Annotated in this window: 15 protein-coding genes, 2 tRNA genes and 1 pseudogene; 5 read left to right on the top strand and 13 right to left on the bottom strand. The window is 72.0% G+C overall.

Annotation, left to right across the window (positions count from 1 at the left end; all coding sequences use genetic code 11):
• Positions 1-211: 211 nt before the first annotated feature.
• The 5 genes from AB0M79_RS07770 to AB0M79_RS07750 all read right to left on the bottom strand — a co-directional run bounded on the left by AB0M79_RS07770 (position 212) and on the right by AB0M79_RS07750 (position 4574).
• Positions 212-1351: a hypothetical protein gene (locus AB0M79_RS07770; protein WP_364209210.1), complete on the bottom strand. Its 1140-nt coding sequence runs from the start codon at positions 1349-1351 to the stop codon at positions 212-214.
• Entirely contained in the window at positions 1348-1665 is a 318-nt protein-coding gene (locus tag AB0M79_RS07765) for a hypothetical protein (protein ID WP_364209207.1), read from the bottom strand. Before AB0M79_RS07765 ends, AB0M79_RS07770 begins: the two co-directional genes overlap by 4 nt.
• 90 nt (positions 1666-1755) lie before the next feature.
• Positions 1756-1829, bottom strand: a tRNA-Ile gene (locus AB0M79_RS07760).
• Between the two features lie 94 nt (positions 1830-1923).
• A complete protein-coding gene (locus AB0M79_RS07755; protein WP_364209204.1) occupies positions 1924-3633 on the bottom strand; it encodes an insulinase family protein in 1710 nt (569 codons plus the stop codon).
• Positions 3630-4574 (bottom strand): hypothetical protein, encoded by a 945-nt coding sequence (locus tag AB0M79_RS07750; RefSeq protein WP_364209201.1) that lies wholly within the window; start codon positions 4572-4574, stop codon positions 3630-3632. Before AB0M79_RS07750 ends, AB0M79_RS07755 begins: the two co-directional genes overlap by 4 nt.
• Positions 4575-4859: 285 nt before the next feature.
• On the opposite strand from AB0M79_RS07750, the gene AB0M79_RS07745 reads away from it, so the two are divergent.
• A complete protein-coding gene (locus AB0M79_RS07745) occupies positions 4860-6311 on the top strand; it encodes an SDR family NAD(P)-dependent oxidoreductase (RefSeq protein WP_364209198.1) in 1452 nt (483 codons plus the stop codon).
• On the opposite strand, the pseudogene AB0M79_RS07740 reads toward AB0M79_RS07745, so the two are convergent.
• Positions 6290-7327 (bottom strand): annotated as a pseudogene (locus tag AB0M79_RS07740) (FAD-dependent oxidoreductase). The gene AB0M79_RS07745 and the pseudogene AB0M79_RS07740 overlap by 22 nt on opposite strands.
• An 18-nt stretch (positions 7328-7345) precedes the next feature.
• Positions 7346-7418: transfer RNA gene (locus tag AB0M79_RS07735), tRNA-Asn, on the bottom strand.
• 260 nt (positions 7419-7678) lie between these two features.
• Between AB0M79_RS07735 and AB0M79_RS07730 the strand changes: the two genes are divergently transcribed.
• Entirely contained in the window at positions 7679-8029 is a 351-nt protein-coding gene (locus AB0M79_RS07730) for a hypothetical protein (RefSeq protein WP_364209195.1), read from the top strand.
• Positions 8030-8140: 111 nt separating this feature from the next.
• Here the strand turns inward: AB0M79_RS07730 and AB0M79_RS07725 are convergent, their stop codons facing one another.
• From AB0M79_RS07725 to AB0M79_RS07700, 6 genes are all read right to left on the bottom strand, one after another.
• Positions 8141-9148 (bottom strand): sugar phosphate isomerase/epimerase family protein, encoded by a 1008-nt coding sequence (locus AB0M79_RS07725; RefSeq protein ID WP_364209192.1) that lies wholly within the window; start codon positions 9146-9148, stop codon positions 8141-8143.
• 220 nt (positions 9149-9368) lie between these two features.
• Positions 9369-11084, bottom strand: a complete 1716-nt coding sequence (locus AB0M79_RS07720; protein WP_364209189.1) for a ThuA domain-containing protein — start codon at positions 11082-11084, stop codon at positions 9369-9371.
• Between the two features lie 14 nt (positions 11085-11098).
• Positions 11099-13915 (bottom strand): PQQ-dependent sugar dehydrogenase, encoded by a 2817-nt coding sequence (locus tag AB0M79_RS07715; protein ID WP_364209186.1) that lies wholly within the window; start codon positions 13913-13915, stop codon positions 11099-11101.
• A 226-nt stretch (positions 13916-14141) separates the two neighbouring features.
• On the bottom strand, positions 14142-15047 hold the full coding sequence (locus AB0M79_RS07710; protein WP_364209183.1) for a sulfotransferase: 906 nt from the start codon (positions 15045-15047) through the stop codon (positions 14142-14144).
• Between the two features lie 3 nt (positions 15048-15050).
• On the bottom strand, positions 15051-16088 hold the full coding sequence (locus tag AB0M79_RS07705) for a sulfotransferase (RefSeq protein WP_364209180.1): 1038 nt from the start codon (positions 16086-16088) through the stop codon (positions 15051-15053).
• Complete coding sequence (locus AB0M79_RS07700) at positions 16085-17365, bottom strand: glycosyltransferase (protein ID WP_364209177.1); 1281 nt, start codon at positions 17363-17365, stop codon at positions 16085-16087. Before AB0M79_RS07700 ends, AB0M79_RS07705 begins: the two co-directional genes overlap by 4 nt.
• Before the next feature lie 315 nt (positions 17366-17680).
• Between AB0M79_RS07700 and AB0M79_RS07695 the strand changes: the two genes are divergently transcribed.
• The 3 genes from AB0M79_RS07695 to AB0M79_RS07685 are packed head-to-tail and all read left to right on the top strand — an operon-like array spanning position 17681 to position 20879.
• Complete coding sequence (locus AB0M79_RS07695) at positions 17681-18619, top strand: hypothetical protein (protein WP_364209174.1); 939 nt, start codon at positions 17681-17683, stop codon at positions 18617-18619.
• Positions 18616-19395: a sulfotransferase gene (locus tag AB0M79_RS07690; RefSeq protein WP_357539404.1), complete on the top strand. Its 780-nt coding sequence runs from the start codon at positions 18616-18618 to the stop codon at positions 19393-19395. Before AB0M79_RS07695 ends, AB0M79_RS07690 begins: the two co-directional genes overlap by 4 nt.
• Positions 19395-20879 carry a hypothetical protein gene (locus tag AB0M79_RS07685; RefSeq protein WP_364209171.1) on the top strand — a complete coding sequence of 495 codons (1485 nt, stop codon included), beginning with the start codon at positions 19395-19397 and terminating at the stop codon, positions 20877-20879. The genes AB0M79_RS07690 and AB0M79_RS07685 overlap by 1 nt, the downstream gene beginning before the upstream one ends.
• Positions 20880-21034: the final 155 nt, after the last annotated feature.

Raw genomic sequence — 21034 nt, 5'->3', positions numbered from 1 at the left:
TCGTCCCGGCGTAGCGATCACGGCGAGTTGCTCCGGAGCCGGAGCGGTGTCCTGACCTCGCAGATCCAGCAGACACGACAGCCGATGGTTCCCCGCCCGCAGCCCCGCTCCAACTCACGCCGCAGTCGAGCTACCTCGTCGTCAGTCACCGCGTCAACGGACACCACCGGCCAATCTTCACACGCCGGCCGCCGCGAGCCCGACAGGTGAGTCAGTCCAGCCGGGCCCGGTCGAAACGGTCGATCAGGCTCGGCTTCCGGGCATGACGCTCCCGCAACCGGGTCATCTGCTCCGCGAATTCGAAGATCTCGCCCTCCCGTACAGCCAGCGCCTGAAGATCCAAAAGCAGAGTGACCGCCGTGTCGTAGTCCTTCGGACGCTTCGTCGCGATCAGTTTGTCCGCCTGGTCCCAAGCGGCCACCGGGTTCCGTGCCAGCTTGTCCAGACGCTGCTCGCGGGCCGCGGCTGCCGCTTCCTCACGACGCTTACGCTCGCCCGCCTCACGCTCCCGCATTTGCTGCTGCCGCCCAGCCCAGCGCTCCTCGGCGGCGGCGAGCAGTGCCCCGGCGGTCCGGCCCTTCCCGGTTGGATTTTCCTCCGCCGCACCGTGAAACCGCCGCAACAACTCCGACCGCAGCAACCCGACCTCACCACGCAGCACCCGCAGCAACAACTCGTCCTTGTCCGCCACCGGCAGGCCCTTCACCCAGCGGCGGAGAACAGCGGCCGAAGGCGCCGCTTCGGTCATCGGCCGACTCGCCGCTGCCGCCACGTCCAGCAGATCGGCGTCCAGGCGAAGGAAATCGGCCAAGGCCCGCAACGGCCCGCTCAGCTTCACCAGTCCGGCCGGGACCGGCGGCTCCGGCTCGTCATCATCCAACTCCCGGTTCTGTACGCACAGCAGCCAGGCCAGATACAACAGCCGCCGATCACCGCCGGCCAGCTCCGCCCGGGCCGGAACGATCGCCGCGAGCCGCCCCTCCTCGTCCCACCACTCCTCGTCGCCGTCCTCGTCCTCAGTACGAAGGTCCAGGATCACATGGGTACGGGTCGCCCAGGAGCCGGCCGACTCACCGACACAGAACTTCGCCGCTGTCCCCGGGTCCAGCGACGCTCGGGGCAACCGCAGCATGATCCGCCGCGTGCCCCAGTTCGCCAGATAGAGGTGCGCGTCGAAGTATCGCTCCATCCACTTGGCCGGATCGGCCTTGAGATCGCCCCACTGGTAGTCGTTGACGAAACTCGACGACGTGATCCGACCCCGAGACGACACCGCCCGCAACTCGCCCTGCTGCTTCGCCGTCAACGCCTGGTCGAGCGCCACAAACTCGTAGTACTGGTATTCGCTCACCGGGCCCCCGCCCACCGCCGGTACGCCTCGATCCACTGCGCGCCATCCGGCGCAGGATCCGGCAACGGAAGGTCCAGAATCCCGATCGCCTGCCGCAGCCGGCCACGATGGCAGATCGCTACGATCCCTGACGAGCGCAGATCCACCTTCCGGAGCACCACCGGCACACCGAGAACCTCGGTCTCGAAAGGCGCCGCCAGATTGTCCTGAATCATGATGAAGAGGCCACTGAACTGCTCATGCTCGTCGTAGCAGTCCACGACCGCCTCGGCGACCAAGGCGTCGAGCTCGGCAGCACTGAGCGAAGAAGACACCCGCGCAGCGTAGATAACTGCATCCAGCACTGTCACCAGCAGCCGATGACAGCGAACCACCGGGGCCGTGGTTCGCATGCAATATCAAAGTGGGGCGGACGGGACTCGAACCCGTGACCGATCGATTATGAGTCGACTGCTCTAACCTGCTGAGCTACCGCCCCGTGCCGGCGCGGGGATCCTAACCCGCGACCAGCCGCCCTGCCACCATCTTCACGTTGGCCCGGCCGGCCGCCGGCGGACCCACCGGCCCGCCGGCTACCTCCGCAACGGCCGGCGGAGCCGGCGCAGCAGGGCGACGATCGGCCAGGCGACTCCGGCGGTCAGGCCGAGCAACACGCCCATGAAGAGCCAACTGTCCGGATCGTCGGCGTCACCGGTGACGATGAGGATGCCCTGCACCACGATGAGAAGAAGCAACGGGAGCGCGAGGATGCCGAAGAAGAGCAGCCCCAGTGCCTCGTACCACCTGGGCAGCCGCAGCCCCTTCGGCACGACGGCCTGCTCGGCCGGTGGCACGGGAATGCTCTCCGGGTCGCGGGCCGGCATCGGCACGTGCCGGTCGGCGGGCACGATGTTGTCGATGGCGGCGACGTCGGCGGCGGTCACGCCGTACATCGTGGGTTCGACCGGTACGAAGAGGGCGTCGGCGCCGATGAGTTGGCGGCCGCCGTCGGGCCAGACGAGCAGGGCGGCACAGTTGGCGTACTCGACGGTGACCGGGGCGCCCGGTTGGTCGAGGGTCACGCCGTACGGGCCGATGACGAGGCCGGTCCCGTCGCCCGCGGTACGGGAGGCGGCACGCCGGCCGGTGACGGCGGACGTGGAGTGGGTGGGGGCGGCGGCGAACCCGGCCCACTCGGCACCACGGCTGCCGGGCACCATCAGCAGGGCGGTGCCGGCGGCCTCGACGGCGACCGCGTGGATGTCGGCGAGGGTGACCGCCTTCAGTTCGGCACGCATCTCGTCGGTGCTGAGGTTGGGCTGGCCGGTCAGGTGGTTGAGGGCGGCGCCGGGCAGCCGGGCGGCGTCGAAGTCGGCCCGGCTGTAGGTCTCCTCCGTCGCCGCGCACACGGTGTCGAGGTCGGCCTGCTCGATTCGGCCGACGCGGAGTTTGGCGAGGACGTCGACGAATCCGCCGAGTACCGCGCCGTGCTTGTCGGGCAGGGCGTCGGCGGCGGCGGTGACCATGGCGTGGTCGTCGCCGCGCGGGCTGTAGGTCGCGGTGGCCATGTAGGACAGTCCGTCCTCCTGGCGCAGGGCGCGGAAGAATTCCCGTTCGAGGACGGCGGTGTAGATGCCGGCGGCGACGGAGCGCCTGACCACGGCGTCGAAGGCGACGATCCGGGAGGCGCCGCCGCAGAAGTAGGCGGGCGTCTCCGGCAGCGCGGACCAGGCCGGGGGAACCGGTTGCCGGGTGCCACCGGGCAGGTCGAGGCGCAGGCCCGCCGGGACGGCGTCGCCGGCGATCCAGAGCACGGCGTTGTCCCGGGTGAAGTAGCGGGCGGCCCAGGCGCGCAGGTCGTCGGGGCCGACGGAGCGCAGCCCGAACTCGGGATGGCCGGGCAGGCCGTAGCCGATCGCGCCGTGCCGCCAGACCGCGAGCGGCTCACCGTAGCCGGGGACGCGGCTGCCTCGCTCCGTACGCAGGATGCCCTTCTCCATGTCGAGGCGGTCCATCGGCAGGTTGCCGAGCGCGGCGCAGACACCGTTGACGAAGGCGGTGACCTTCTCGGGGCTGCCCTGGGTGTGGAAATGGGTGACGACCGCGCCGGTGCTGCCGTTGTAGTGGTAGTCGGTGAGGCCGAACTGGTGCAGGGCGAGGTGTTCGAGCAGGTGGGTGATTCCCGCGCGGGCGAGGGTCTCGTCGGCCTGGCCGACCCGGAAGGTCAGCCCGGCGATCAGGGGTCCGTTGGGGTTGGGGGCGAGCAGGGTCGGTACGCCGTCGACCTCGGTCTGCGTGATCACTGCTGTCCGCCTTTCGCGAACGCCTCTGCGCGGCATCGTTGGAACTGGGTGGCGGCGTCGCCGAGGTAGTGCCACGGGCTTTCGGTGGCGAGGTTGCCGAGGGCCGTGAACTGGGTGGCCGCGGCGGTGTAGTCGTCGATGAGCCAGAACATCATCGCGAAGGTGTTGCGTACCCCGACCCAGCCGACCCGTTCCCGGAAGTCGGGGTGGAGCACGGAACGTTGCGCGGCCTCCCGGATCTCCTGCCGGACGGTGGCCTCCGCCAGGTACCGCTGTCCCTGGTCGCCGGCGTCCAGCCAACGTTCGAGGTGGCCGTCGAGGACCAGTACGGCGTTGGGGGCGCCGGGTGGGGCCGCGTCGGCGCACTCCTTGGCGAACGCGTGCACCGCCGGCCAGCTGCCGCTCCACTTCGGACAGAGCTGTTGCAGCAGGTTCCGTTGGGCGGCCAGGTCGTGGGGGTGGTGCCGGGCCAGCCGGTCGTAGCGTCGGCGGGTTTCCGCCTGGCCGAACTGGAGTCCGCGGGCGGTGGTCATGCGCAGGTTCCAGGCCGGGGCGTTGTCGGGTTCCCGGGCGGTGACGTCGATCAGCAGTCGCTCGGCCCGGCGCAGGTGGTCGTGCAGTGCGGCGAACTGCCCGGCGCTGACGTGCTGTGCCCGGGCGTCGGTGCGGATCTCCCAGCCGATCGAGATGTGGTTGACGGCCAGCAGGGTGGCCGCGAGCGTGTCGGCCGGGTCGGCGTCGACGGCCCGCAGCAGGTGATCTTCGATCCCGCGCTGCTCGCCGGCCTCCCAGACGAGCATGGTGCGGGTGTCCGGGTCCGCGGCGTCGAACACGGCCCGTACGGTGGGAAGGTCGTGCGCCGCCAGTGCGGTGCGTAGCGCGGCCACCTCGGGAAACGCCGTCGCGGCGTCGAAGTCGGGGGCGAGCAGGGGTGCGGGCATGGCGGCGATCCTAGAGGCGGGTCGACTCCGGCGAGATCCACTTTCGGGCGACGTCCGGTCAGGTTGGGACGCCGGACGGCTCCTTTCCACGTCCCTCTTTCCGGACCCACTCGCAAGATCCGCGTGATCAGGGACCAGGTCGGGAGTGTCGCCGGCGTGGCGACGGCCCAGCTCCCTGATCACGCGGATCTTGGCGGGTTTTCGCGGGCGGCGGGCGGTTGCGTAGAGTCCGCAGGGCGGGCTGGTCGGCGGCCCGGTGGAAGCGGAACGGAAGCGGCTCGGGACATGACGGCGAACGGGTACGACCAGGCGGCGGGCGCGGCGGGGATCGACCCGGCGGATCTCGAGGTGTGCCTGCGGGTGCTGGCCGCGGTCGACGACCTGCCGGTCGAGCATCCGGACGCGGTGCGGGTGCGGCGGGCGACGGCCCGGTTGTTCAAGACGGTGAAGAAGCACCGGCGCCGGGACCGGCGGGAGGCGGTGCTCGCCGCGGACGAGGCGGTGACGGCGGCGACCGCGACCGGGGCGCCGGGCCGGATCGACGACGAGACCAAGGGCATCCCGCTGGTGTCGCCGACGAGCGGGGCGAGCGCGGGCCGGCTGCTGCGTCCGCGCGCCTGCTACGTCTGCAAGGAGCGCTACCACGACGTGGACGCCTTCTACCACCAGCTCTGCCCGGCGTGCGCGAAGATCAACCGGGATCGGCGGGACGCCCGGGCCGACCTGACCGGGCGGCGGGCGCTGCTGACCGGTGGCCGGGCGAAGATCGGCATGTACATCGCGCTGCGGTTGCTGCGCGACGGGGCGCACACCACGATCACGACCCGGTTCCCGCACGACGCCGTACGCCGTTTCAAGGCGATGCCGGACAGCGCCGACTGGCTGCACCGGTTGCAGGTGGTCGGCATCGACCTGCGGGACCCGGCGCAGGTGGTCGCCCTGGCCGACTCGGTCGCCGGGCAGGGCCCGCTGGACATCCTGATCAACAACGCGGCGCAGACCGTACGGCGTTCCGCCGGGGCGTACGCGCAGTTGGTCGCGGCGGAATCGGCGCCGCTGCCGGAGGGCTCGCTGCCCGAGCTGGTGATCTTCGGCGGTGCCGGCCGGTCCGAGCTGACCGCCGGTGAGGCCGGCGGCGGCATGTTCACCCCCCAGGCGCTGACGGCGCTGGCGCTGACCAGCCGGTCGGCGACCCCGGACCGGATCGCGGCCCTGACGGCGATCGACGCCGGCGGTCTGGTGCCCGACCTGGACCCGGTCAACAGCTGGAGCCAGCGGGTGCACGAGGTCGACCCGCTGGAACTGCTCGAGGTGCAGTTGTGCAACGTGACCGCCCCGTTCGTGCTGGTCAGCCGGCTGCGGCCGGTGCTGGCGGCGGCACCGGCACGGCGCAAGTACGTGGTGAACGTCTCGGCGATGGAGGGCCAGTTCAGCCGGGGCTACAAGGGCGCCGGCCACCCGCACACCAACATGGCCAAGGCGGCGCTGAACATGCTGACCCGCACCAGCGCGGCCGACATGTTCGCCGAGGGCATCCTGATGACGAGTGTGGACACCGGCTGGATCACCGACGAGCGGCCGCATCCGACGAAGATGCGGCTGGCCGAGGCGGGGTTCCACGCGCCGCTGGACCTGGTCGACGGGGCGGCCCGGGTGTACGACCCGATCGTGCGCGGCGAGCAGGGCGAGGACGTGTACGGCTGCTTCCTGAAGGACTACTTCCCGTCGGCGTGGTGAGCCCGTAGGTCGCGCAGGACGGCGCCGGCGGCACGCCAGCCGCTGGCCAGGGCGCCCTGGATCGACGGGCTGTCCCGGTGGTCACCGGCGACGTAGCGCCGGTCGCCGAGGGCGACGGGTTTGCGCAGGTGCCCCTGGGGCGGGTCGGCGGCCGGCAGGGCGTACGGCAACTCGATCGTGGTCAGGCGGGTCCAGTCGGCGGTGGGGCGCCCGTAGAGGCGGGCGAGTTCGGCCCGTACGACGGGCTCGGGTACCGCCGGACCGGCGACCGAGGTCGCGATCAGGTGCCGGCCGGGTGGCGCCTACGTCGGCGCGGCGTTGCTGACGACGACGGTGTTGGCGACGAGTTCGCGCCGGTCGCCGTCGAGCAGCAGGACGGGTTCGCGCAGCGGTGCCTCGGGCGCGGCGTGGTAGTAGGTGGTCAGGGCCCGCGTCCGGGGAGCCGACAGATCGGGGAGCAGCCGGGCGGCGGTGGTCGGATCGGTGGCGATCAGCACCGCCCGGCAACCGATCCGGGCGGCGGCGGTGTGGACGGCGCCGGGTGCGACGCGCTCGACCGGGGTGTCCAGCCGGATGCGGTCGGCGGGCAGTGGCGCGGCCAGCGCCCGGGGCAGGGCGGCCATCCCCCGGGCGGGTACGCCGATCCGGCCGCGGGCGAACGAGCGGACGACCATCGCGAACACGTGGCTGGAGGTCGTCAGCTCGCGGTCGGCGAAGACGCCGGACAGGATCGGCCGGAGAAGTTCCTCGATGATCCGGTGGGACAGACCGGCGCGGCGCAGCGCGGTCTGGGTGCTGACCTCGGGTGCGGCGAGCAGCCGGTCCGGGTCGGTGGTGGCGAGCCGGGTGGCCAGCGCGGCGAACCGGAGCCGGTCGGACAGCCGGCCGATGCCGGCCAGGGCGGCGAAGGGTGCGCCGGTGGGGTCGCGCAGCGGGTTGGCGAGCCGGTGCAGTCGGCGGGCCGCGGCGAGGCCGGCCAGACCGGCGCCGATGACGAGAACATCGGTGTCGACAATGGGTGTGCCCACAAAAAGCTCCCCCGTTTGGACTCGAACCAAAAACCTGCCGGTTAACAGCCGGCTGCTCTGCCAATTGAGCTACGGGGGACTGCTGTGCGCCGGGTTCCGGATCTCTCCGGCCCCTGGTGCCGGCACAACTTTACAGCAACTCCCCCACCTTCGGTCCAGGGGGTTCTTCGCGACACGCCACCCCATCAAATCTGGGCAAATCACCGTGGCGCACCCAGATGTGCATGGTCTCGGAGGAGGATGGGTAGGTAACGCAGGACAGACGACGCAGGCGCGACACCGTTGACCGCCGGGCAGGTCCCGGGGAGCAACACCGCGTCAGGCATGGAGGGAGCCGCAATGCGCGGAAAGCTTTGGTTCATCGCCGGGGTCGCGGCGGGCTTCGTACTCGGCGCCCGGGCGGGCCGCGAAAAGTACGACGAGCTGGTCGTCAAGGGCCGCAAGGTCCTCGACCATCCGACGGTGCAGGAGGCCGCCGGCGTCGCCCAGGCGCAGGCGAACCGCCTCTACACCGAGGGCAGGGACCGCCTGAGCCACACCCGACTCGGCGAGAAGCTGAGCATCGGCGGCGGTTCGGCGAGCCCGGTCGACGACTTCGCCGGCTCGTCCGTGGGCAGCGGATCGGCTTCGACCTCGAAGGCGTCGACGCCGAAGCCGTCGAGCCCGAACACCAACGGCAGCACCCTCTAATCCCGGGTAGCGAAAGGGGGGCCGGTCGCCTGGCGACCGGCCCCCCTTTTTTCGTCCAGGTCATTCCTTGATCGAGAAGACCGGGTCAGTCCCTGGTCGAAAGAGGCCGGGTCAGTCCTTGGTCGAGAAGGCCGCGTCGAACGCGGCGGTCGGCGGGTCGAAGGCCAGCCTACGGACGAACGCCAGCGCGTCGGGCGCACCGACCAGGCGGTCCATGCCGGCGTCCTCCCACTCGATCGAGATCGGGCCGTCGTAGCCGATCGCGTTCAACGCCCGGAAGCAGTCCTCCCACGGCACGTCTCCGTGCCCCGTGGAGACGAAGTCCCAACCCCGGCGCATGTCCGCCCACGGCAGGTGGGAGGCGAGCCGGCCGCGCCGGCCGTCCCCGGTACGGACCTTCGCGTCCTTGCAGTCGACGTGGTAGATCCGGTCGGCGAAGTCGAAGATGAAGTTCACCGGGTCGAGTTCCTGCCACACGAAGTGCGACGGGTCCCAGTTGAGGCCGAACGCCGGCCGGTGGCCGATCGCCTCCAGCGTGCGCTTGGTGGTGTAGTAGTCGTACGCGATCTCGCTGGGATGCACCTCGTGGGCGAAGCGGACGCCGACCTCGTCGAAGACGTCGAGGATCGGGTTCCAGCGGTCGGCGAAGTCCTGGTAGCCGCGGTCGATCATCTCCGGCGGCACCGGCGGGAACATGGCCAGCGTGTGCCAGATCGACGACCCGGTGAAGCCGATGACGGTCCTGACGCCGAACTTCGCGGCGGCGCGGGCGGTGTTCTTGAGTTCCTCGGCGGCCCGCTGCCGGACCCCCTCGGGCTCGCCGTCCCCCCAGATCCGGCCGGGCAGGATGCCCTTGTGCCGCTCGTCGATCGGGTGGTCGCAGACGGCCTGACCGACCAGGTGGGCCGAGATCGCGAAGACCTGGAGGTTGTACTTGGCCAGCGTCTCGCGCTTGCGGTCGACGTACGTGTCGTCCGACAGTGCCTTGTCGACCTCGAAGTGGTCACCGCCGCAGGCGATCTCCAGGCCGTCGTAGCCCCACTCGGAGGCCAGCCGGCACACCTCCTCGAACGGGAGGTCGGCCCACTGACCGGTGAAAAGCGTGATGGGTCGCGCCATTGTCCTACTCCCCTGTCGTGACGCGGGATTCGCGGGCGGCGGCACGCTGACGCGGCGCCGGTGGGGTGGCGCGAGGAGGCCATGGTGCGTGGCGGCCACGGCGGTCACCGGTGGGTGCTTTCACACCCGGTCCGACAGGTGCTTTCACACCTGGGCCCAGCGGGTTGCGCCTCCCGCCAGGTCACCGGCCACCGCCGAGGGTCGCCGACCACACTCTAACTCAGGGAAGTGTCCACTTCTGGTTCGCTCCGCTGCCGCAGGCCCACAGGTGCACCGGGGTGCTGTCGGCGGAGTTGTTGCCGGAGACATCCAGGCACTTGCCCGACGCCGGGTTCACCAGCGTCTGGTTCGCCTGCGGCGTCCAGTTCTGCGCGCCGGTCCCGTTGCAGGTCCACAACTGGATCTTCGTCCCGTTCGCCGTACCCGCGCCCGACACGTCCAGGCACTTGCCCAGTGCCCGCAACGTCTGCCCGTTACGCGTCCAGGTCTGCGCCGCCGAGCCGTTACAGGTGTAGAGCTGCACCTGGGTGCCGTCGGCGCTCGCCGCGTTGCGTACGTCGAGACACTTGCCGGCCAGCCCGACCACCGGACCGGTGCCGCCGGTCGGCGGCGGGCCGCCGAGTTCCCGGATCCGGACGTTGCGGAACGAGACGTCGTCGCCCGTACCGTGGTTCTGCAGCCCGATGTGGCCGGCCAGCGAGCGGACCGGGTCGGTGTTGGTGAAATCGTTGATCTTCACACCGTTGAGGAAGATCTGCAGCCGCTCCCCCTCGACCAGCAGCTCGTACGTATTCCACTGACCGGGCGGGTTGAGCGCGGCATCGCGGGCGGCGAGATCGGCGGACTTGAACGTGTAGACCGCGCCGGTGGTGCGGTCGGCGGCGTCGGTCGCGTCGATCTGGATCTCGTAGCCGTTGTTCACCGCCGACCACGGGTCGGTCGACGGCGGGAAGCCGATGAAGACGCCCGAGTTGTCGTCGCCGGCCATCCGCCAGTCCAGCTTCAGCGAGTACGACGTGAACTGCCGGGCGCTGTACCAGTACAGGCCCATCCCGCCGACCGAGGTGAGGGTGGCGTCGGAGTTGGTGAAGCTGCCCGGCCCGGCCTGCGACCAGCCGGTGGTCGAGCCGTTGTAGAGGGGGGTGTAGCCGGTCTCGGCGCGGCAGTCGGCGCGCACCCGCCCGGCGGCGTACCGGATCCCGCCGAGCAGGTGGGTCCGGAACGCGGGTTCGGCGTACGACGCCTGGGTGTGGCCGCCGCCGGTGTAGAAGGAGCGGCCGCCGCCGTACGACTTGCACCAGGCGATCGGGTGGTCGGCGCCCATCGACCCGCCGGAGTACGACGACTCGTCGAGGGTGGCCAGCACCTTCGCGCCGGAGCGGGGGTTGGTCTGGTAGTTGTACCACTCGTCGGTGCGGGTCCAGGTCTGTGGCAGGTGGGCGGTGGCGGCGTGCGCCCGGTCCTCCACCTTGACGTTCGCCTGCTGGATGGCCGGGTGCGAGGCGAAGTAGCCGCCGACCAGGTTGCCGTAGAAGGACCAGCCGTACTCGGTGTCGGCGGCGGCGTGCACGCCGACGTAGCCCCGGCCGCCGGCGAGGTACGCCTCGAACGCCGCCTGCTGGGTGTTGTTGAGCACGTCGCCGGTGGTGTTGAGGAAGACGACCACCTCGTACTGGTTGAGGTTGGCGGTGGTGAACGCCGCGGCGTCCTCGGTGGTGGTGACGGTGAAGTTGTTGGCCGCGCCGAGGTCGCGGATGGTCTGGATGCCGACCGGGATCGAGTCGTGGCGGAAGCCGGCGGTCTTGGAGAAGACCAGGACGTCGTAGGGGGCGTCGGTGGGGCTGGCGCTGGCCGGGCCGGCGGGGGCGCTGGTGCAGGCCAGGGCAGCCAGGCAGGCGGTGGCGAGGCCGATCGAGGATCTGACGAATCTACGCACGGTCTGCTCCTTTCTCAGGGAAGGGTCCACTTCTGGTTGGCACCGGTGCCGCAGGCCCACAGGTGCACGGGCGTGCTGTCGGCGGAGTTGTTGCCGGACACGTCCAGGCACTTGCCCGACGCCGGGTTGAGCAGCGTCTGGTTCGCCTGCGGCGTCCAGTTCTGCGCCCCGGTCCCGTTGCAGGTCCACAACTGGATCTTCGTCCCGTTCGCCGTACCCGCGCCCGACACGTCCAGGCACTTGCCCAGTGCCCGCAACGTCTGCCCGTTACGCGTCCAGGTCTGCGCCGCCGAGCCGTTACAGGTGTAGAGCTGCACCTGGGTGCCGTCGGCGCTCGCCGCGTTGCGTACGTCGAGACACTTGCCGGCCAGCCCGACGACCGGACCGGTACCGCCGGGGGTGGTACCGGTGGCGAGGGTGAAGGCGTCGATGTCGAACAGCGCGCCGCTGCCGCCGGCGAACGTCAGGTAGAGCGTGGTGGTGCCGGCCGGCGGGTTGGCGATCGTGCCGGTGACCTCGGTGAACGTGTCCCAGGAGCCGGTGACGGGGGCGGTCGCCGAGCCGAGCACGGCACCGGTCGCCGAGCCGGCCCGGACCTGGACCGTGCCGCCGACGCCGGCCGACGAGACCCGGGCGGTGAACGAGGTGGCGTTGGAGATGTCGTACGGGTCGAAGGCGATCCAGTCGCCGTTGTGGATGTCGCCGACGGTCCGGCCGCCCTCGGCGGTCGCCTTGGCGAAGGTGTTCACCCCGGAACTGGTCTTGAAGTGCTCGGCCTGCCGGTGCCGGGGCTGGAGGATGTGCTGGGTGTGCGTGGTCAGCCCGCCGGCGTCGGTGTATTCGGCGTCGAAGACGGCGAAGATGTTCGCGGCGTCGTCGTGCTCGCCGTCGTTGGGCACGGTCAGCGAGCCGGAGCAGCCGTTCGTCGAGGTGATCTGGTGGCCGTGGCTGTCGTGGCCGAGCACGTACGTCATCTTCACCTTGCCGCAGTCGATCGTGCCGTCCTCTGGGTCGGTGACGGTGATCGAGAACGGGACGGTGTCGCCGAACGAGAAGAGTTGCCCGCTCCTCGGCGAGTTGATCGTCACCCGGGGTGCGGTGTTGCCGACGGTGACCGTCACGCTCGCCGTGCCGGTGGCGCCCTGCGGGTCGCGTACGGTCAGCGTCGCGGTGTAGGTCCCGTTCGTGGCGTACGTCTTCGTCGGGTTCGCCGCCGCCGACGTGGTGCCGTCGCCGAAGTTCCAGGCGTACGTCAGCGCGCCGCCCTCCGGGTCGGCGGAGCCGGCGGACGAGAACCTGACGGTGAGCGGCGCGGGGCCGGACAGCGGGGTGGCGCCGGCGACCGCGGTCGGGGCCCGGTTGCCGCCGCCGAGGTAGTCGAAGCGGTACAGGGCCGAGTTCTCGTCGCCGTTGAAGTAGCCGGTGCCGTAGTCGAGGACGTACAGCGCGCCGTCCGGGCCGAACGCGGAGTCCATCACCTGCTTGCCGACCCACGGGAACGTGTCGATGGTGCCGGGGCTGCCGTCGGCGTTGAGGTGGATCGGCTTGATCCAGCCGCGGCCGAGTTCGGTGGCGAAGAACTGCCCGTCGAAGGACTGCGGGAACTTGGTGGCCGAGGGGTTGGCGGGGTCGTGGCGGTAGACGGGTCCGGCCATCGGCGACTCCGATCCGCCGCCGAACGCGGGCGGGGTGCCGGCGTCGCCGCCGTACCGGATCCAGGCCGCCCGGGCCGGCGGCAGGGTGGTCAGGCCGGTGTTGCGGAACGAGTTGTTGGTCGGCCCGCCGGCGCAGTTGTACTTCGGCCCGCTGGCGCCGGTGGCGAAGTCCCACTCGTTGTAGGTCTCGGTGGTCGTGTTGGTGCCGGTGCAGTACGGCCAGCCGTAGTTGCCCGGGGAGGTGATCCGGTTGAACTCCACCTGGCCGGACGGTCCCCGGTTGGGGTTGGTGGAGCCGGCGTCCGGGCCGTAGTCGCCGACGTAGACGTGGCCGGTGGCCTTGTCGACGCTCATCCGGAACGGGTTGCGGAAGCCCATCGCGTAGATCTCCGGCCGGGTCCGCGCGGTGCCGGGCGCGAAGAGGTTACCGGCCGGGATCGAGTACGTCCCGTTCGCGTTGACCCTGATCCGCAGGATCTTGCCGCGCAGGTCGTTGGTGTTGGCCGAGGTGCGCTGGGCGTCGTACCCGGGGTTGCGGTTGGTCCGCTCGTCGATCGGGGCGTAGCCGGCGGAGTCGAACGGGTTGGTGTCGTCCCCGGTCGACAGGTAGAGGTTGCCGGCGGCGTCGAAGTCGATGTCGCCGCCGACGTGGCAGCACAGCCCGCGGTCGGCGGGCACGTCGAGGACGGTGACCTCGCTGCCCAGGTTGAGGGTGAAGTCGGCGTTGACGGTGAAGCGGGCCAGCCGGTTGACGCCCTGCCAGGCGGAGAAGTCGGTGCCGGTGATCGGGGCGTCGCCGCCCGGGGTGGACAGCGGGGGCGCGTAGTAGAGGAAGACGTGCCGGTTCGTGGCGAAGTTCGGGTCGACGCCGATGCCCTGCAGGCCCTCCTCGTCGTGGGTGTAGACCGGGATCTTGCCGATGACGGTGGTGGTGCCGGCCGCGTCGGTGCGGCGGACCGTGCCGTTGCGGGCGGTGTGCAGGACGGACCGGTCCGGCAGGACCGCGAGCGACATCGGCTCGCCGACCTCGGCGACCCCCTTGGCGAGGGTGACCTGCTGGAAGTCGGTGGGGTTGATCGGGTGGGCGGCGGCCGGTGGGCCGGCCGCCTGCACCAGGACGGTGGCGGCGGCGAGCACGAGTGCGGCGCCGGTCGCCCGTCCACGGTAAATGGACATGGCGGTGCATCCCTTCCTGACTGGGGATGGCTCGGGCCGGGCGCGCGCCGCCGCGCCGGGACCGTGACGATCGGGCGCCGCCGGGGGTGTGCCATGACCACCGCGACGCCGTATGTTGCGAACAGATTAATCAGCGGACGTGGATACGTCTACATCTTTCGATGTTTTGACGACGCCTTTCGCTCGTTCCAGCGAAAGTCCCCGGCCAGGCCGCCGCCGGTCCGGCTCAGTAGCCCCACTCGGCGAGCGGCTTCTCCAGCACCCGCTCGACCGCCGCGACCTGCTCCGGAGTCAACTCGTCGCGGTACGCCGCCCCCCGGCCGACGTGGAACTCGTAGCGCCCGAAGCCCCGGTCGAACGCCGGCGACCACTCCAGCCCGAGGAAGTCGAGCATCCGGGCGACCTGCCCGCGCGGGTCGGCGATCAGGTCCTCGTAGCGGACGTCGAGCCACTGCCCGGTCGGGTGCGCCGCCCGCGCCTCGCCGAACGACGCCATGAGCATCTTCCAGCCCAGCGCGGCGAGCACCGGGAACGACCGCCCGGACTCCTCCCACTCCTCGCGCAGGTCGCCGGGGAGCGGGCCGTAGAGCCAGTTGTCCGGCCCGCGCCAGCCGTCCCACCAGCCCATCTGCAACCACGAGTTGGCCACCGCCCGCCCGTCGCGGACCACGTTGACCACCCGCAGGTCCGGGTACGCGGCGTGCAGGAACCCGGTCCGCGGCCAGCCGGTGACCGGCTGGAGCAGCACCGAGCAGCCCTGCCGCTCGATCCGGGAGTCGAAGAACGCCCGCAGCCGGCGGGCCACGAACGGGGTCAGGTCGGCGGCGACCAGGTCCCGGCACGGCCGGGAGAAGCCGGCCATCACCTGCCGGTCGAGCAACTGGTACGCCTCGGACGGCGCGACCCGCAGCCGGCCGCGCTCCAGCAGCTTCCGGCTGTGCCGCAGCGAGGTCATCCCGGCCGGCCGTGGCACCGAGCCACGGTAGAGCCGGCCGTTGAACCGCCCGCGCAGGTTGAGCCGGGACAGCTTGTCGTCCAGGCCGGAGACGAAGCCGACGTCCGGGTGCCGGGCGATCAGTTCCTGCACCAGCGTCGAACCGCACCGGCCGGTGCCGGCCACCACTGACAGCACGTGTCAGCCCTCCCCGTCGTCGGACCGGCGCCCGCCGGCGAGGTCGGCCGCCGGGCGGTCGTCGGCCGTCCGGGCCGTCCGGTCGCCGGCCGCCGGACGGTCGGGCCGGCGCAGCGGATAGCCGAACCGGCGCAGCAGCGGTGCGGTCACCGCGCTGGCCACCAGGTAGCCGGGCCGGGACAGCCCGGTGATCCATTCGGTGTCGTCGGTGATCGGCACCGGCCCGGTCCGGTGCCGCGACGGGTTGCCGGCGACCGAGTGGGTGGCGGCGAGGCGTACCTCGCCGGGGCCGGTGAACGGCAGCTCGCCGGCGTCGAGCCCGGCGAACCCGGCGATGCGGGCGGTGGTGCCGGCCGGGTCGGCGACGAAGTCCTCGTAGCGCACCCGCAGGTAGCGGTCCGGTGCCCGGCGCCCCCACAGCCGCAGCGTCGCCGCGTTCCACACCGACCAGAGCAGGGCCGCCTTCCACACCGGCGGACGGCTCATCAGCCGGTCCCCGGGCACCCCGTCCAGGCTCCGCCGCCGCCGCCACGAGAAGGCGGTCGCCCGCGGGTCGCGTACGACGTGCAGGACCCGCAGGTCGATGCCGGGCAGGCCGTCGAGCAGTGCCCCGTACGGCGGCAGCTTCGACGAGTCGACGATCACCGGCCCGGCCGGCCCGGCGGGACCGACCGCCTCGGCGAGCGCGGTGTAGAGCGCGGCGAGCACCGCGTCGTCGGGATGCGCCGGTACGGCGGTACGACCCGCGCGGTGCCGGCGCAGCAGGCCGGGCAGCCCGCGCATCCGCAGCCGGGTACGCAGCCCGGCGGCGATCCGGCCGGCGTCGGCCGCCGGCAGTGCGGCCACCACCCTCGTCCACAGCGGGCACTCGGCGAACGGTGCCCCGCAACCGCACGGCCGGTTGTCGAGGATCCCGCGCTGCCACAGGTAGCGCAGCTCGCCGGCGGCGAAGCAGCCGTCGAGCTGGCCGAGCACGGTGGTGAGCAGGGTGCTGCCGCTGCGCCCGCTGCCGGCGAGGTAGAGCACCCGGACCGGGCTCACCGGCCACCTCCGCCGGCCGGCGCGGTGGCCGCCCGGCCGGCGCCGGCCGGGCTCCCGGCCGCCCCGGCGTAGATCTCGCGCAACCGGCGCAGGTGCGCCGCCGGCGGGAAGTCACGTTCGATGCGCTGCCGGCCGGCCCGCCCCATCGCCAGCGCCCGGTCGGGGTCGGCGAGGACCGAGGTCAGGGCGGCGGCCAGGGCCGCGGGATCGTCGGCCGGCACGATCTCACCGTCGACGCCCGGTTCGACCAGCTCGGGCAGGCCGCCGAGGTCGGTGCCGACCACCGGTACGCCGCAGGCGAACGCCTCCAGCACCGACAGCGGCTGGTTCTCGTGCCAGCGCGACGGGACCGCGACCACCCCGGCGGCGCGGACCAGCTCGTGCAGCCGGGCCTTGTCGAGCCGGCCGTGGAACCTGACCCGGCCGGGGGCGACCCGGCGGGCCAGTTCCTCCAGCATCGGGCGGACCGGCCCGTCGCCGGCGACGTCGACCGGGACGCCCGGCGGCAGCGCGGCGGCCGCCTCGACCAGGGTGTCGACCCCCTTCTCGGCGGCGAGCCGGCCGGCGTAGACGACTCCCCCGCCCGGGGTCGACTTGGCCGGCAGGCCGGTCAGGTCGACGAAGTGGTTGACCACCCGCAGCCGGTCGGGATACACCCCGGCCCGGCGCATCACGTCGGCGAGGAACCGGCTCGGGCTGACGAAGGCCGCCACCGGGTCGTAGGCCCGGAGCCGACGGTGCAGCCACGACTCGACGGCGAGCAGGCCGCTGGCCGCCAGCGAGCCGTCCTTGCAGCGCCGGCGGGCGGCGGTCAGCGGACCGCCGGTGACGCAGGCGTCGCAGATCCCGCCCCGGTCGAGCAACTGGTAGCTGGGGCAGGCCAGCTTGTAGTCGTGCATGGTCAGCACGCACGGCACGCCGGCCGACCGGGCCGCGGCGAGGACCGACGGGGAGAGCTGGTGGTAGATGTTGTGCAGGTGCACGACGTCGGGCCGGAAGTCGTCGATGACCCGGGCCAGCCCGCGCCGGCTGGCGGGCGACCAGACCATCCGGGCCGCGGCGGCGGTCCGCGGGCGCAGCCCGCGCGGTGCCGGGTCCAGTTCCAAATACGGCGGGAAGTGCCGCTCGTACGGCAGTCCCGGCTCGTTGTCCGGGTGCCGCATGCCGAAGTACGCGACCTCGTCGCCGGCCGCGCGCTGGAGGTCGGCGAGGTCGAGCAGGTAGCCCTCGGCGCCGCCGCGGCGGTAGAGGAACTTGTTGACGTGGAGGACGCGCATTGACCTGCTCAGCTCGACCGGCGGACGGGGGCCGTCCGGCGCGTGGGCGCCGGTCCGGGCGCCGACTGTGGAGCCTCACGCTAGACAGGGCCGCCCGGCCAGTCCAGTTCATGATCTTCAACTGACTGAACGGATGATCCCTGAATGCCCGTTAGTTCCGTGGCCTGGCCTGTGGCCGGATCGTGTGTATAGCCTGGCACGGCCCGACCTCGCCCGGACCGGCTGTCGGGGCTGGTGGCACCGGCGGCGGAGGCGACCGACGGACGGCGGAGAGGGCATCCGGCGGAGGTGGCATCCGACGGCGGAGGAGGAGCGGTGGCCGACGACGAACCCTCGGCGCTGGCATACACGGCGCGGCGGATCGCCCGGCATGTCCGCTGGGCGCGGACCGAGGGCATCGGCCGGCTCGTCGAGGAGGACCGGCTCAACCCGGTCGAACGGCTGCGCACCGGCCTGGGCAAGGCCCGCTGGCGGCTGCGGCACCGGGTGGCGCCCGGCACGGCGGTGCCGGTCTACCTCGTCGGACTGCAACGCTCCGGCACGAACATGCTGGTCCGCGGCCTCGACAACGCGCCGGAGTTCGAGGTCCGCAACGAGAACGACCGGCGGGTCTTCCACCGCTTCCAGTTGCGCGCGGACGAGGTGCTGACCGCCGTGGTCCGCCGCAGCCGGCACGCGTACGTGCTGGTCAAGCCGCTGTGCGAGACGCACCGGGTGGACGAGTTGCTGGCCCTGCCCGGGCTCGCCCCGGGCCGGGCGCTGTGGATGTGGCGCGACGTCGACGACCGGGCCCGTTCCGAGGTCGCCAAGTTCGGCGACGCCAACCTGCGGGCGCTGCGGGCCATCGCCGACGGCACCATCGGCGGGCGCTGGCAGGGGCAGCGGCTGGACGCGACGACGTACGAGCTGATCCACGGGTTCGACCACGCGCGGATGGACCCGCACACCGCCGCCGCCCTGTTCTGGTACGTCCGCAACGACCTGTTCTTCCGGCTCGGCCTGCACACCCGCGCCGACGTGCTGCTGTGCGGCTACGACGCGCTGGTCACCGATCCGGCCGGCCAGATCCGCCGGCTGTGCGACTTCCTCGACTTCCCGTACCGGCCGGCGCTGTCCGCCCACGTCGAGCGGCGGACCCCGCGTCGCGACCGGCTACCGATCGACCCCCGGGTGCGCGACCTGTGCGACCGGCTGACCGAACGCCTGGTCGCGGCGGGCGGCCCCGTGGCGGCGAAAACTGGAGGCGCTACGTGACCGAGCCGACCCCGTCCACCGCGCCGATCTTCCTGGTCGGCTGCCAGCGGTCGGGCACCACGATGCTGCGGCTGGTGCTCGATTCGCACTCGCGTATCAGTTGCGGCCCGGAGACCCGGTTCCTGACCGACCTCGAACGCGTCGTCGGCCGGGACTGGGAGCGGCTGGCCCGCTTCGGCTTCTCCCAGGACGACTGGCTGCGCCGGATCGCCGACTTCTTCGGCGGCATCCACCACGACTACGCCGCCGGGCGGGGCAAGGCCCGCTGGGCGGACAAGACCCCGCTGTACGCGATGTCGCTGCCGTTCGTCACGAAGGTCTTCCCGGACGCGCAGATCGTGCACGTGATCCGCGACGGCCGCGACGTGGTGGTGTCGCACCGCAAGCGGTTCGGCTACTGGTCGGCGGTGAAGTGCGTCGTGAAGTGGCCGCGTTACATCCATACCGCCCGCGCCGCCGGCCGGGAACTGCCGGCCGACCGCTACCACGAACTGCGCTACGAGGACGCGGTCAACGAGCCGGAGAAGACGATGCGGGCGCTGTTCGAGTTCCTCGGCGAGCCGTGGGAACCCGACGTGCTGGAGTACGGCGACAAGCAGCACGACGTGGCCGCGAAGTACACGGTGGAGGCGGACCGACGGCGGGCGGCGGCGAAGACCGACGCGCCGATCTACGGCTCGCGGGTGGGCACGTACCGCCGGGAACTGGACCCGCTGCTGCGGCTGCTGGTCTTCGTCTTCTCCCGGTCCACACTGCGTGAGCTGGGGTACAGGTGATGCGGGCGCGGGCGAACCGGCGGCGGTCGGCCCTGGTCGCCGGGCTGGTCGCGGTCGTGCTGGCGGCCTCGGTGGCGTGTACGGCCGACGAGCCGGATCCGGCGCCGCCGCCCGGCCCGGAGCCGACCGGCAGCGCCCCGGCCCCGTCCGGCGGGCCGCCGCTGGTGGTGCCGGAGGGCACCAACCCGTTCGGGGCGCACTGGGACTGGTCGCGCTACGACCAGTTCACGCCCTACCTGCGCAAGATCTCCGGCTCGGCGACCTATCACGAGCTGACCTGGTGCGCGATGGAGAAGACCAAGGGGCAGGTGGACTGGGCCGCGGTCGACCGGGTGGCGCAGCGCAGCCGCGACCTGGGCATCACGCTCAACCTGAAGATCCGCACCGGGGTCTGCTGGGCGACCGGCGGCACCGCCCAGCACACCCGTGGCCAGGCCAACAAGACCGAGTCGGCGATGCCGCTCGACATGGCCACCTACCAGGCTTTCGTCCGCTCGGTCGTGGAGCGCTACACGCCGTACGGGGTGACGCAGTTCGCGGTGGAGAACGAGGTCAACGCGCCGCAGTACTGGTCGGGCACGCCGGAGGACTACGCCACGCTGGTGCGGGCCGCCGCCGAGGCGATCCACGCGGCCGCCCCGCAGGCGAGGGTGGTCGACTCGGGCATCAGCAGTGTCGCGTACGGGTTCGGGGTGGTCGACCGGCTGGTCAAGGCCGGTGACACCGACGCGGCGATCCGCGCGTACGGGGCGTACTTCGCCCGCCGGATCGGCACCCGGGGCCAGAAGATCCCCGAGGTGCGCGATGTGGCCAGCCTGGACCGGGCGCTGGCCAACGAGGCCAACGCCCGCAACGTCGCGTTCCTGGCCACCACCGAGCGGCTGCTCGACGAGGGCGTGGTCCAGGTCCGCCAGGTGCACTACTACGAGCATCCGGACGGGGTGCCGGCGCTGCTCGACTACCTGCGCGCCGAGAATCCGGCCGGGGTGCCGATGGAGGCGTGGGAGGTCGGCCAGTTCTGGCGCGACGGCGACGGTGACGCGGCCAGCCGGGCCGGTGAGATGACCAAGGTGGTGACCGCGCTGCTGGCCGGCGGGATCCGGCAGGTGATGTGGCTGCCGCTGGCCTACAACCCGAACAACCGGGCCGGCTCCGAGGTGCGGTACGGGTTGCTCGACCCGGACGGCGCCGAGCGGGAGGCCGGCCGGATCATGGAGGTCCTGGTGGCCGCCTCGCGGGGCGCGACCGTCACCGCCGTGAGCCGGGACGCGGTGACCGGGGTGGCGTTCGAGCGGGCCGGGGCGACCACGCTGGTCCTCTGGTCGCCGGCCGGAACGTCGGCCAGCCTGCCGGCGACGCCGGGGCTGCGGGCCGGCCCGGCCGGCGCGACCGCCACAGATGCCACCGATACTTCCATCTCGGACAATCCGATCATCGTCCAGGGTGACCGGACGGCCGAACAGATCCTCGCCACCCTGCGCTGATCCACGACGACCCGCGCCACGACGGCCGGCCCGCACCCGCGGGCCGGCCGTCGCACATTACCGGCGAGTTGCCCACGCGTTACCCACACGACGACCCCCGACCGCCTCCGCGCCACGTCGAAGACCTGCCTGGGCAGGTTCCGACAAGTGCATAT

It is taken from the genome of Polymorphospora sp. NPDC051019, assembly GCF_040683055.1.
GTDB lineage: Bacteria > Actinomycetota > Actinomycetes > Mycobacteriales > Micromonosporaceae > Polymorphospora > Polymorphospora lycopeni.
Note: the sequence above shows the minus strand (reverse complement) of the source record. Positions and strands in the feature narration are given on the sequence as shown.